This is a genomic window from Algoriphagus sp. A40, from assembly GCF_002002735.1.
GTDB lineage: Bacteria > Bacteroidota > Bacteroidia > Cytophagales > Cyclobacteriaceae > Algoriphagus.
The window spans coordinates 167,567-179,815 of the sequence record NZ_MUNY01000044.1 but is presented as its reverse complement, the minus strand read 5'-3'; the positions used below and the strand labels follow the sequence as shown (position 1 = coordinate 179,815).

Genomic DNA, 12,249 nt, shown 5'->3' with positions numbered 1-12,249 from the left:
ACCAACCAAGCGAATGGTTTGATTTGGCCTCATCGAATGAAGGGCTTTGCAAACAGCAGTGGACCGTGGACTATTGACCGTTGACAAAAATAAATCCCATGAAAAAGACACTTTTGTTCTTCCTAGCTCTGGCTTGGATCATTTCTCCACAAGAAACTTACGCCCAAAAGAAAGGTGATCCGATGTACCAAGTTCCGGTTGGAATTGCCTCCTACACCTTCCGAAATCACTGGAAAAACGGTGCTGCTCCGACGCTGGATATCATCCAGCAAATGGGATTTGCCGAGTTTGAAGGTGGAGCCCCGCAGGGAGTGAGTCCAGAAGAATTCAAGGAAATGTGTCAGCAAAGGGGAATTTCAATCCCTTCGACCGGAACCGGCTTTGAGCAATTGGAAAAAGATCCCCAGGCAGTAGCCGATCGGGCAAAAGCCTTGGGAGCGAAGTATGTGATGTGCGCCTGGATTCCACACAAAAAAGGGGAATTCAGCAAAGCAGATGCGGACCGGGCCATCAAGGCATTCAATGAAGGCGGAAAAGTCCTGAAGGAAAACGGGATCATCTTCAAATACCACGTCCACGGCTACGAATTCCAGCCTTATGGCAACGGAACCCTGTTTGACTATTTGGTGGAAAATACCGATCCCGAGTACGTTTCCCTGCAGATGGACGTGATGTGGACCTTCTTTGGAGGGGGAGATCCGGCAGCTTTGCTCAAAAAGTACGGGAATCGCTGGGTTTCACTTCACTTGAAGGATTTCCGGAAAGGTGCTCCTCAAGACATGACTGGTCTGACGGGTCCGGAAAATGACGTTCCGCTGGGAGAAGGGCAATTGGACTTCCCGGCGATCCTGAGAGAAGCCAACAAGATCGGCATCAAGCACATGTTTATCGAGGATGAAGGTGACCACGAACTGGAGGCATTGCCCAAAAGTATTGCTTATTTGAAAAGCCTGAAGTATTGATTTGAAGTCCGGTTTTCCGGACTTTCTCTTTTAAGTTTTATGAAGAAAGTTGTCTTATCCCTCGCTCTTTTAGCGCTGACTTTTCAGTCTTTTTCGCAGGAGAAAGAGAAACTGAATGTCATCCTCATCCATGTCGATGACCTCGGAGCGACGGATTTGGCGGTTTTTGGAAGTGATTTCTACCAAACTCCGCATCTAGATCAGCTGGCTGCGGAGGGAATGCGCTTTACCCAATCCTACGCCGCAGCACATATCTGTTCGCCATCCAGAGCGGCTTTGATGACCGGAAAATACCCAGCCAGGATCGGTATCACGGACTGGATTCGGGCGAAATTTCAGGGAGTGACTACTTCCGGCTTGCCCGGAGAGTACGAGGAATTTGCCGATAAGCCGCTGAAAACGCCCAAGATTCAAGGTTTTCTGCCTTTGGAGGAGCAGACTATTCCGGAGCGCTTGAAGCCCTTGGGTTACAGTACGCTCCATGTGGGCAAATGGCATCTCGGTGAGGAAGGGATGCATCCGGAGGATCAGGGGTTTGATGTGAACATCGGTGGGAATGACCTTGGCCAACCGCCGAGCTATTTTGATCCGTACTTGCCGGCTACTCCCAGGGAGTTTTATCAGATCAAAAACCTGCCGCCACGCAAGACCGGGGAATTTCTGACAGACCGGGAATCGGATGAGGTGATTGGATTTCTCGAAGTGAACAAAAGTCTGCCCTTCTTTGTCCATTGGGCACCCTATGCGGTTCATACGCCGATTATGGGGCCTGCTGATTTGGTGGAAAAATACAAGCAGAAGAAACCGGGCCAGCAGCGAAATCCTGTCTATGCTGCCCTGATCGAAAATCTCGACGCCAATGTCGGGAAACTCTTAGCCTATCTGGATCAATCCGGACTCAGGGAAAATACCCTGGTGATTTTCACCTCCGACAACGGCGGTCTGATCGGCAACAAAGCCAATCCGGTCACCTGGAATATCGATTTGCGGGAATACAAAGGCTATCCCTACGAAGGCGGAATCCGCGTACCAACGATTGTGAGTTTGCCGGGCAGAGTTCCGACTGGAGTCGCTTCGGAAGTCCCGACGATCACGATGGATTGGGTATCCACGATCTTGGAGGTAGCCGGCGAAAATCCTGATCAACATGGATTGGAGGGTGAAAGCCTTTGGCCGGTGTTGACAGGAACAAGGCAGACACTTGAGCGGGATTTATTTTGGCATTTTCCCCACTATCGTGAGCCAAATGTGGTTCCACATTCGGTGGTTCGCTCTGGGGATTACAAGTTGATCTATTATTTTGACGGCACGGAAGCGGAGCTTTTTGACTTGGGCAACGATCCATTGGAGGAAACCAATCTGGTGAAGCAGTTGCCGTTGGTTGCGATGGAATTGAAGACGAAGTTGGAAGATTTTTGGGAGGAAACAGGAGCGAGGTTGCCGGCGGAGAAGTAATGGATTACTGTGAAAATGTGCTACTGCTTTGGATCTTTCGAGGATTCGAGAAAAAATAGAGCGAGACCGCTAAATTAAATTTAATGAGGTTTGTTAAATGATTGATAGCATACTAGGTTCGGTGTTTTTTGAGTTTGTGGGCACACTAACTAGATGGGTGGTCTATGCCGCCTTACATAAAATTAAAGGAAAGGATATTATAGGTTTCAGGGAGATTTGGAATGGAAGAAAAAGAGGCACTAAGTCAGAAATTATTGCGCATGGTTTTTCGAACATTGTACTTGGTCTTATCGTCGTTGTCGGACTTCTTGTGTTGATAATAAAGCTGACTTGATGATGGTTGGTTTGGTCTTTATACTGTGGGTAAAGAGATGTGCGTTTCTTACTGAATCTCACATATCTTCCAATGAAAGTCCTCGATATTCCGCTTGATAATCTGGAAATTGATCGGCGAGGGTTTTCGATTTTTCTGCAAGTTTGGGTAGGCTTATCTTCGGTGGGTTGACCTTTATTTCGGCGAAGAGCACCCGTTTTTCCAATGAATTCAATGCTACTAGGTCAATTTCGTTCGTATTTCCTCTCTCCCAATAGGTGCCGATTTCGGAAAAGTCCATACTTGCCTTATACTGCTCAGTAAAATATCGTTCGAGCATTTTTCCTGAGAAAGTCGAATAATCTTTTCGAACCTGAGCTTTCAGAAATTCAAAATTCCCAATCTCCACTGCGCTGTAATTTTTGAAAATAAAGCGAAACCAAAAGCTAAGGAAATTGTCAACGATTTCGTATTTGACATTTCTTCCGGTTGGTTTGGCTAAAATGGGACGGATTTTTTTGATCAGGCTAAAGTCATTTTCGAGTTTATCGAGAAAAGGACCGACGCTCATTTCCAGGATTGATTCGATCTCAGGCCGTGAGGTTTTGGAATTGGCGATCAGGGAAAGGACAGAAAAGTATGTAGTGTAATCTCTGCCAAATTCCTCAATGAGTGTGTTTTTACCTTCCTCAAGGAAAAGAGAATTTTCGGAAAATACCTCCTCAAGCATGCCCTCTAAAGTCAAAGCCCCGATAGAAACAAAGTTTTCAACATATTTAGCGACGCCACCAGTGATAGAAAAGAAGGCTAACAAATCTTCTTTAGTGTAATCCGGATTTGCCTCAGCTAGAATTTCTTTGATTACTGCAACCTCAAATGGCTTGATTACCAACTTAGAAGTGGCGCGGGAAAAAAGTGGTTCTTTGGAGTTTTCAAAGATGTCTTTCATCATCGAATACACCGATCCGCAAAAAATCAAATTCAGCCTGCTGTCGGATTTATTGGCGTCCCAGATGTTTTGTATTTCGCTGAAAACCGAGGGATTGATCAGTTTAAACTCCTGAAATTCATCCAGAATCAAGGTGAAATTCCTTGTTTTGGACAGGTCCATCATCCAGGCAAAAAAGTCTCTAAATCGGGTGATTTCCCCGAACGTGTTCACCTCAAGTACGTTTTTGACAGCTTCTACAAACTCTTGGCAAAGCAATGCCTCGCTTTTCTTGGCCACAAAAAGATAAACAGCAAGTTGACCTGCCATGTCTTTTTTAAGAAGACTTGTCTTGCCGATACGGCGACGACCAATGACCACAGTCATCTGAGCCGATTGGGCTGATCGCTCCCGGATCGTTTTGAGCTGATCAAGTTCTTTTTCCCGGTTGTAGAATCGCATTTGGCAAATGTAAAAAATTAATGTAACAAAAAATACAGTAAAAAAAAGTACAATAAAATGAATCTTTCATGTGATCATGATTAGGGCCTCAGCATTTTCGGATTTTGGAAAACTTTCCCGTTATTTCTCTCAATGTCCAATCCAGCACTAATCCGACATCTCGAAAGTTTCATTCCCCTTAAAGAGAGTGAAAAAGTACTTTTTGAGGGTCGGTTTTTGACTCTCAAAGTCAAGAGAAAGGAGAAAATCCTGGCGGCTGGCGAAGTTTGCAAACACTATACTTTTATCGTGGAGGGCTGTTTTCGGATGTTTGGAGTAGATGACAAGGGCTTTGAACACAACATCCAATTTGCGGCAGAAAACGACTGGATTGCGGACATCGGAAGCTTTCACACTCAAAAACCAAGTCTGTTGAATATTGAGGCGCTTGAAGCCGGGTCAGTGCTTCAAGTAAAACAACAGGACTTATACTTTTTATACACCCACATTCCCAAGCTGGACCGGATCTTCAAAGTTTTGATCGAACTCAAATACATAGAACTCCAGAATCGGGTCCTCCAAAACTTCAGTTCCACAGCCGAACAACGGTATTTGGGCTTTTTGGAGCAATATCCCCATTTGTCCAACCGGCTTCCCAATACCCAGATCGCTTCTTATCTCGGGATCACGCCTGAGTTTTTGAGCAAGGTCCGTAGGGATCTTATTTCCAAATAGCCGAATTTCTTAAGGTAGATTAAGGGTACAGGCCATCGTATCGCAGGATCTTTGTCTCAATCAAAACAGACAACCAATGAAACGGCTATTCACGACCCTTTTGCTTTTGCAACTCATCGCCTTCCAAGGTTTTGCGCAACTTGAAAATGGTTTGCTTTACGTAAATCCTGAACTCGGAAAAGACAGCAATTCCGGACAACAAGACCAACCTCTCCGTTCACTTTTTGAAGCTGCCCGACGGATCAATACTTCTGAAGGCGAAGGTGCTGTCACCGTCTTCCTTTCCGAAGGAATGTATGCCTTGGATACAACTGTACGGTTTGAGCCAACCAAATGGAAGTTTACTCGCGAGAACAGACTGACGATCCGGGCAGAGATCCTTCCGGATGATCCGAATTGGGATCAGGGAAAAATGCCCGTTCTGATTTCCACCATGCCTTTTAAAAACATCCCGGATGACCGATTGGGTGGTGCATCCAATGGAATTCAAATTGAAACCAGCCATGTGACGATTCAAGGCTTGAGGGTTTTGGGATCTCCCGTTCATGAGCGGCCTAAAGAAGGATTGGTGATTCGAAATTATCCAATCATTCGGGAGGGAAGAGATTTGGATGACCTTCGGGTGACGCAGTGCTTGTTTTTGGGAGATATTCATGCTGCTCCCAATCACCTTCCAGTGCTAGCCAGTGGACAAGGAGTGGTGGTGGATCATTGTGTATTCTATGGAGTGAAGGATGCCGTGGTCTTTTGGTTTTCTGATCGACCATCCGAAAACTCCGCAATGCATCATAACCTTATTGTCAATATCTATGGAGCTGCAGTTTGGACTTGGTCTCTGGCTGAGGATTTCAAATTCTACAACAATGTGGTGGCCGATGCTGAAGCTTTTTGGATTTTGAATAAGGATGAAAAAAGCAGTTTCAATCTGGAAAATTCCCTGGTGGTAGGATATAATCAATTGGTAAACAAAGGAGGAGGACCTGCAGGCCTCGGTGAACCAGCGGATCCCGCCAAACTGAAATTCGCCGAAAATGTCATCATCCAAAAAGAAGGAAGTCTGAAGATCGTCACTGATCCGACCAGTAAACATTACATGCATATCGCACCGGGAACTTTGGGCAGCGAGTTGGGAGCAGGTCTTTTTTACTAAAATAAATAGGCTAAAACATCCTAACTTACCTTACTAATCAATTTAAAAACCAATTACTTATGAAAAATCTATTTGCAACCCTGACCATGCTATTTGCATTTATCGGCCTTACCCAGGCCCAAACCTCGATTGTGGAAATGGTAAAAGACTGGGAGCGTGCTAAAGTCTACACCAAAGAATACCTGGATGCAATGCCGGCGGACAAGTACAGTCTAAAGCCCACTCCAGAGATGCGGTCTTTTGCTCAGCAAATGCTCCACCTGACAGATGGAAACTATGGCTTTACAACTGCAGCAACCGGAGTGGCCAGTCCCGTTGGGATGGGTGAATCAGAAAAATCCGCCGACCAGTCCAAAGAGAATGTGACCAAACTGGTAATGGCAGGCTATGACTTTGTGATCAATAGTCTTAAAACCATGACGCCTGAAAAACTCGCCGAAAAAACCACCTTATTTGGGCGATTTGAAATGACCAAGGGACAGGCGCTTGAAAAATGCTTTGAGCACCAGACCCACCACAGAGGTCAGGCCACTGTTTATATCCGTTTGGCTGGAGCGACTCCTCCGCAGGAAAAGTTGTTTTAATTTGAGATTGCTTCATTCAACCTATGAATAAGTTGAAACTGACCTTTTTGGGCCTGTTCTCCATGATCTATGGAGCGCAGGCTCAAACTATCAAAGTTGAGGAGTCAAAGTTTTAATGATCCGGAAGAGGTTGGAATTTGAAAATTCTTAGGATCAATTTGGGTTATCTTCCTAAAATGAAGTAATTCAGTTCGTTGACAACTCAATTGATTTTTAAAATCCTTTCTGCCAATGAAATTGAACAGACTATTGAATTCAGATTCCAGGATTATTACCGATGGAGGGCTGGAAACCACCCTTATTTTTCACAAAGGAATTGAGCTTCGATCTTTTGCTGCCTTTGAGTTGTTAAATAACCCAGAAGGACGGGAAGCGCTGAAATCGTATTACCAGGAATATATTAAAATTGCCAGGGACCGGAATCTTCCATTTTTGCTTGAAACTCCCACTTGGAGGTCTAATCCGGATTGGGGGAAGAAATTGGGGTATTCAACTGAAGAGCTTTTTGAGGTCAATAAATTCGCTGTAAGTTTCTTTAAGGAGATGTTGGATGGGGAAAACGATCTGATTTCAGGTTGCCTAGGACCAAGAGGAGATGGCTATCAGCCCGGTGTTCAGATGAGCGTCGATGAAGCGAAGGGATATCACGTTACCCAAATACAGGCGTTCAAGGAAGCCGGTGCTGATTTGGTTTCGGCTATCACTATGAACTATCTGGAAGAAGCAGTAGGAATTACTCTTGCTGCAAAGGAGCAAGGCATTCCGGTGGTGATTTCATTCACCGTGGAGACTGACGGGAAGCTTCCAAGCGGTCTATCCCTAGCGGAGGCCATTCAGGAAAATGATCGGTTGACAGAGAGTTATCCAGCCTATTTCATGGTCAATTGCGCCCATCCCAAGCATTTTTCTTCTGTATTTGAAAGCAGCGAAAATTGGATCGGAAGAATTAAAGGAGTCCGCGCCAACGCATCTCTGAAAAGCCACGCGGAACTAGATGAATCCGAAACTCTGGATGAAGGGGATAAAGTACTGTTGGCTAATTGCTATGTCGAGCTGGATCGCTTGCTTCCTGAATTACGAGTGATTGGAGGATGCTGCGGGACAGATCATTCTCATATTGAGAAGGTTGTGGAAGGGTTGGTTTGAATCAGAAAGCCAAGGACAGCACTGTCCTGAAATAGAGATGCTGGTTTGAATTTTCACTGGCAGGGATACTATAACTTTTCCAAAGTTTCGAACTTTGGAAAAGTTTAAAAACTCAACACACCAATTTAAACCCATATCCCCGCACGTTCAGGATCTGAATCGCCGGATCGTCCTGCAGTTTTTTGCGGAGCTTGGTGATGAAGACATCCATGCTACGTGCGTTAAAAAAGTCGTCCGAACCCCAGATTTGGGTCAGAATCTTAGTTCGGTCGGTGATGTCATTCGCATTTTCCAGCAAAATCTGAAGCAACTGGGATTCACGGGAAGTAAGAGGATGCTCATTTTCTCCGAGTTTCAGCAATTGTCTGGTGGGGTGAAATTCGTATTTCCCCAAGACGATCCAATCACTTTGGCTTTGCCGGATTCGAATCTTGTCCAGATGGGATTTGATGCGTACAATAAGTTCCTCCATGCTGAATGGCTTGCGCACGTAGTCGTTGGCTCCGAGCCCAAAGCCTTTGACCACATCTTCGGTTTGGCTTTTGGAAGTGAGGAAGATGATCGGTGTGTAGGGATCGGTCTTGCGGATTTCCGCAGCCAAGGTGAAGCCGTCCTTTTTGGGCATCATTACGTCCAGGACCAGCACATCCGGCTTCTGCTGTTGGTAGCTTTCCCATGCTTTTTGCCCATCACCGCAAAGCCTGACCTTGAAATCCCGGCTTTCGAGACTTTCCTGGATGATCATCCCCAGGGCCAGCTCGTCTTCGGCCAATAATACGTTGATTTTGCTCATGGCCAGATGGTAGTGAAGGCCGTGTGCTTCGGCGCAGTGTCCAATTCGATTTTCCCCCCGTGTTTTTCGAGGATTTTTTTCACGTAATAAAGCCCGATTCCAAAGCCTTTGACATCATGCAAATCTCCCTGCGGAATCCTGTAAAACTGCTCAAAAACCCGCTCCTTTTGCGCAGATTCTATTTTTCCGCCATTGTCCCAAATTCGGATGCGGCTGTTGCCGTTTTGGTCCAGGCAAATCCGGATCTGGTCTCCACCGTATTTGATGGCGTTGTCCAGGAGGTTGGAGATGACATTTTCGAAGTGAAAGGGATCTGCCAAGATCGGTTTGCAATGGGAAGGCAGCGTGAGGTCAATGGATTTTTCGGGAGCCATCGTCTGGAATTTCTGCACGAGGGAGCGTAGCAAAATTTCAGGTTCGATTGGTTCGGGATGAAGCGGCAATTGGTCGGAGTCCAGGGTAGCAGTTTCCAGCAGTTTTTCCACCATCTGATTTAATTTGAGCATTTGGGCTTTGGAGATGCCCAAGTAGCGACTGGTCTTTGCCGGGTCATTTTCCGGATTGAAAAGCTGAATTCCCTCGATCGCTGATAGCGTGGTTGCAATCGGAGTTTTGAATTCGTGGGTGATATTGGCGATCAGGTCCTGCTTGATTTCGGCGATTTCCTTTTGGTTTTTGATCGTCTGATAGAGGTAATAGAAGGCATAGGCAATGATGGCCAAAAAGGTCAGAGAAGTCAAAATCTCAAAGATTCCACGTCTTACCAGGGTCTTCGAAATAATTTCAAAATGTATCTCCAACGACTGTCCCGGTGGCAAAAAGGTAGAGCGGGAAACGGTAATGTAGCTCAAGTCAGATTTTTTCTCTTTGGGTTTTGGAGGCTCGGCTTTTTCTCCAGTTCTGGGAATTCTTCTGTTGGATTGGAAAAGTTCGTAGTCGATTTCGATTCTTCTCCGATCCAGTTCCGCTTCGAGGAAGGTCTTTATTTTGTCAAAATCGAGAGAATCCCGGGTGATGGAGATGATGACCTTGTTGGTGAAGTAACGGAGCTGATTGATGCTGTCGTTTTCGTTTCTCCTGTAAAAAACGTTTAAATCTTGGCTTTTGTGCCCATTAATTCTTTGGGAAGAATCCAAAAAAATCATTTTAACAGTGGAGTCGGATGGTGCACTTTGCCAAAAAATGGAGTCAATTCCTTCGATATTTTCAGGATTTAGGGTCCTTTTCAGCCGAAGGGTATTCTGGCTCAGTCCATTCGCAGATATGCCTACAGTGTCTTGACTGTTTATGGTGATATGCGTGATATGGCCCGAGTCCAATCCGCCGATATTTGGGAGAGCGGGAGAGCCGGGCCGATTGGTCAACCCAATCACATTGGTTTGGGCCAGTTCGGCAAAGTAGCTTTCCAGGGCATTGTCCAGAGACTGCTGAATGTCGACAACGAGCTGACGTCTGATGATTTGCAATTGGGAATAGGTGCGCCAAGCCTGAACCCCGATGCTCACCAGCAGGGTAAATCCGATCAAAAATCCTATTCGCTTGAATTGCAGCTTTTTCACAACGCTAAATTAGGGGCTTATGTGAAAGCGAAAAACTGAGGTTAACACACGTTAACAGTGCTTAACGCTTTTGAAGTTTTCCTTTGGATTGGTTTGTAGCCGACAATTTTATCCCAATCCAAAATCCATTTAAGCCATGAAAACCAAACTTTTGATTCTTCTTTCCTTATTCGTCTTCCTAGTTGATGAGGCAAAATCCCAGCAGCTTTCTGGCCGGGCTTATTATAAAGCCTCCAATCAAATTATGATTAGAATAGACAGCGCCGATATGAGTCCGGAAGAAATTGCCGAAGCTCATGAAATTATGAAGAAACCCTGGCAGCGGGATTTTATCCTTTCTTTTACCCAAACTGAATCCAACTGGAAGCAAATGGAAACGCTGGAAAATGGCTCCAGTCCCTCAGCCTCCGATGGAATGACCGTAAATCTCTCCGGAAGTGGGGACGAAATTCTTTATAAAAACCTCGTAGATCAAAGCTATGTGCAGGAGCAAGAGTTTATGGGTAAGGAGTTTTTGATCCAGGATGCCTTGGTTCCACGCAAATGGGAGTTGAGCCCCGAGACGAAAAAGATCGGAGAATACACAGCGCGAAAGGCAAGCTATACGGAGCTGGTGGATGCTATGCACTTTTCGGCCGAAATGACTGAAATGGAAAATGTCAAAGACACGATCCGGGTCACAGTCTGGTTTACTACCGAAATCCCCGTGGCTCATGGTCCGGAAAATTATTTCGGACTGCCGGGTTTGATCTTGGAGGTTCATAATGGCGGTAGAACCTACTATTGTGAAAAAATCGAACTCAATCCTGCGGCCGATCCCGTGGAAATCGAAAAACCCAAGGAAGGAAAAGTGGTCAGCCAGGGAGAGTTTCAGTTGATCCAGGAAGAAAGCATCCAGCAGATGCAAAGCCGATATCAAGGCAAGCCGGGTGAGGGAAGTAAAGTCCGGATTGGAGGATGACTTGAAAAGTTAGTATCAAGAAAGTCAAAATCTGAAAGCCTCCAATTAAGGTTTTGCCAGCTTAAATTTCAACGTTAACACACGTTAACAGTGCTTAACGTATAGGTTTGATTGCTTTTTATTGGTTTGTGGCAGGATTGGAACTGTCAACAGTCCACGGTCAACAGACCATCGAATTTAATCCAAACAGTAAATTCAACTTATTAAGACAAATAATTTTACCCAGCCATGAAAGCAAAATTTCTATTACTCGCAGCGCTCTTTTTTGGAAGTGTGACGATTCCCCAGGCCATTGCTCAGGGATTGACCGGACGAGCTTATTACAAATCCTCCAGCAAAATACAGTTCCAGATGGACAGCAGCAAAACCAGCCCCGAGCAAATGGCCGAAATCCAAGCCCAGCTCAAAAAGCAGATGGAGAAAGATTACATTCTATCTTTTACCCAAACAGAGTCCAATTGGAAGCAAGCCGAAAGCCTTGGAGCCGGACCAGCTACTGCCAGTTCCGGAGGCATGACGATGGTGATCAATACAGGGAGTGCTGACCGGGTGCTATACAAAAACATCGCAGACCAAGCCTACGAGCAGGAGCAGGAGATGATGGGCAAGGAGTTTTTGATCAAAGACACACTGGAAACTGCCGAATGGGAACTCACAGGAGAGACCAAGAAAATCGGCAACTACAACGCTCAAAAAGCAACTTATTCAAGAATTATCGATTCCCAGCGGTTTTCCACCGGCATGACTGAGATGGAAGCTTTCAAAGACACTATCAAGGTAGAGGCTTGGTTTACCCCAGAAATCCCCGTTTCCCATGGTCCTGAAAATTACTTCGGCTTACCAGGTTTGATCCTGGAAGTCCATAATCAGGGCAGAACGCTCATTTGTGAAAAAATCGAACTGAATCCATCCTCTGATCCGGTGACAATCGAGCATCCCAAGCGTGGAAAAATCGTCAGCCGCGAAGAATTTCGGGTAGAGCAGGAAGAAGGCATGAAGCAAATGATGAACAAATATCAAGGCAAGCCCGGCGAGGGAAATCAGTTTACGATTCGAATAGGAAATTAGTGATAGTATCAAGGAGCAAGAATCAGTGGATGTCAGGCTGAGTCTAAAATATTCCGCGAACATAAAAAAAGGAAATGACGGCAATTTGATTGATTTGCCTGGATAGTGGTCACCCTGAGCGGAGTCGAAGGGTCCTCGACTCCGCTCGGACTGA

At 45.6% G+C, this 12,249-nt stretch carries 11 protein-coding genes; 8 read left to right on the top strand and 3 right to left on the bottom strand.

Annotated elements, in window-relative coordinates; all coding sequences use genetic code 11:
- The first annotated feature begins 98 nt into the window (after positions 1 to 98).
- Both B0E43_RS28555 and B0E43_RS28550 read left to right on the top strand, forming a co-directional pair.
- On the top strand, positions 99 to 962 hold the full coding sequence (locus tag B0E43_RS28555) for a sugar phosphate isomerase/epimerase (RefSeq protein ID WP_077348261.1): 864 nt from the start codon (positions 99 to 101) through the stop codon (positions 960 to 962).
- Positions 963 to 1,001: 39 nt separating this feature from the next.
- Positions 1,002 to 2,417, top strand: a complete 1,416-nt coding sequence (locus tag B0E43_RS28550) for a sulfatase (protein ID WP_077348259.1) — start codon at positions 1,002 to 1,004, stop codon at positions 2,415 to 2,417.
- A gap of 392 nt (positions 2,418 to 2,809) precedes the next feature.
- Here the strand turns inward: B0E43_RS28550 and B0E43_RS28545 are convergent, their stop codons facing one another.
- Positions 2,810 to 4,120, bottom strand: a complete 1,311-nt coding sequence (locus B0E43_RS28545; protein ID WP_077348255.1) for an ATP-binding protein — start codon at positions 4,118 to 4,120, stop codon at positions 2,810 to 2,812.
- Between the two features lie 132 nt (positions 4,121 to 4,252).
- On the opposite strand from B0E43_RS28545, the gene B0E43_RS28540 reads away from it, so the two are divergent.
- From B0E43_RS28540 to B0E43_RS28525, 4 genes are all read left to right on the top strand, one after another.
- Positions 4,253 to 4,834, top strand: coding sequence for a Crp/Fnr family transcriptional regulator (locus B0E43_RS28540; protein WP_077348253.1), 582 nt, complete (start codon positions 4,253 to 4,255; stop codon positions 4,832 to 4,834).
- A 76-nt stretch (positions 4,835 to 4,910) separates the two neighbouring features.
- Entirely contained in the window at positions 4,911 to 5,984 is a 1,074-nt protein-coding gene (locus tag B0E43_RS28535) for a hypothetical protein (RefSeq protein ID WP_077348251.1), read from the top strand.
- A gap of 59 nt (positions 5,985 to 6,043) precedes the next feature.
- Positions 6,044 to 6,568: a DinB family protein gene (locus B0E43_RS28530; protein ID WP_077348249.1), complete on the top strand. Its 525-nt coding sequence runs from the start codon at positions 6,044 to 6,046 to the stop codon at positions 6,566 to 6,568.
- A gap of 231 nt (positions 6,569 to 6,799) precedes the next feature.
- On the top strand, positions 6,800 to 7,714 hold the full coding sequence (locus B0E43_RS28525; protein WP_077348247.1) for a homocysteine S-methyltransferase family protein: 915 nt from the start codon (positions 6,800 to 6,802) through the stop codon (positions 7,712 to 7,714).
- Between the two features lie 112 nt (positions 7,715 to 7,826).
- On the opposite strand, the gene B0E43_RS28520 is transcribed toward B0E43_RS28525, so the two are convergent.
- Positions 7,827 to 8,507 carry a response regulator transcription factor gene (locus B0E43_RS28520; RefSeq protein WP_077348245.1) on the bottom strand — a complete coding sequence of 227 codons (681 nt, stop codon included), beginning with the start codon at positions 8,505 to 8,507 and terminating at the stop codon, positions 7,827 to 7,829.
- Positions 8,504 to 10,066 carry a sensor histidine kinase KdpD gene (locus B0E43_RS28515; protein WP_077348243.1) on the bottom strand — a complete coding sequence of 521 codons (1,563 nt, stop codon included), beginning with the start codon at positions 10,064 to 10,066 and terminating at the stop codon, positions 8,504 to 8,506. Before B0E43_RS28515 ends, B0E43_RS28520 begins: the two co-directional genes overlap by 4 nt.
- 136 nt (positions 10,067 to 10,202) lie before the next feature.
- Between B0E43_RS28515 and B0E43_RS28510 the strand changes: the two genes are divergently transcribed.
- Complete coding sequence (locus B0E43_RS28510) at positions 10,203 to 11,027, top strand: GLPGLI family protein (RefSeq protein WP_077348241.1); 825 nt, start codon at positions 10,203 to 10,205, stop codon at positions 11,025 to 11,027.
- A gap of 228 nt (positions 11,028 to 11,255) precedes the next feature.
- On the top strand, positions 11,256 to 12,095 hold the full coding sequence (locus B0E43_RS28505; protein ID WP_077348239.1) for a GLPGLI family protein: 840 nt from the start codon (positions 11,256 to 11,258) through the stop codon (positions 12,093 to 12,095).
- Positions 12,096 to 12,249 lie beyond the last annotated feature (154 nt).

What these genes read in the sequence shown, in the direction of transcription:
- B0E43_RS28510 (WP_077348241.1), top strand. Translation starts at nt 10,203, where the DNA reads ATGAAAACCAAACTTTTGATTCTTCTTTCCTTATTCGTCTTCCTAGTT.
- B0E43_RS28525 (WP_077348247.1), top strand. Translation starts at nt 6,800, where the DNA reads ATGAAATTGAACAGACTATTGAATTCAGATTCCAGGATTATTACCGAT.
- B0E43_RS28505 (WP_077348239.1), top strand. Translation starts at nt 11,256, where the DNA reads ATGAAAGCAAAATTTCTATTACTCGCAGCGCTCTTTTTTGGAAGTGTG.
- B0E43_RS28530 (WP_077348249.1), top strand. Translation starts at nt 6,044, where the DNA reads ATGAAAAATCTATTTGCAACCCTGACCATGCTATTTGCATTTATCGGC.
- B0E43_RS28520 (WP_077348245.1), bottom strand. Translation starts at nt 8,507, where the DNA reads ATGAGCAAAATCAACGTATTATTGGCCGAAGACGAGCTGGCCCTGGGG.
- B0E43_RS28535 (WP_077348251.1), top strand. Translation starts at nt 4,911, where the DNA reads ATGAAACGGCTATTCACGACCCTTTTGCTTTTGCAACTCATCGCCTTC.
- B0E43_RS28540 (WP_077348253.1), top strand. Translation starts at nt 4,253, where the DNA reads ATGTCCAATCCAGCACTAATCCGACATCTCGAAAGTTTCATTCCCCTT.
- B0E43_RS28545 (WP_077348255.1), bottom strand. Translation starts at nt 4,120, where the DNA reads ATGCGATTCTACAACCGGGAAAAAGAACTTGATCAGCTCAAAACGATC.
- B0E43_RS28555 (WP_077348261.1), top strand. Translation starts at nt 99, where the DNA reads ATGAAAAAGACACTTTTGTTCTTCCTAGCTCTGGCTTGGATCATTTCT.
- B0E43_RS28550 (WP_077348259.1), top strand. Translation starts at nt 1,002, where the DNA reads ATGAAGAAAGTTGTCTTATCCCTCGCTCTTTTAGCGCTGACTTTTCAG.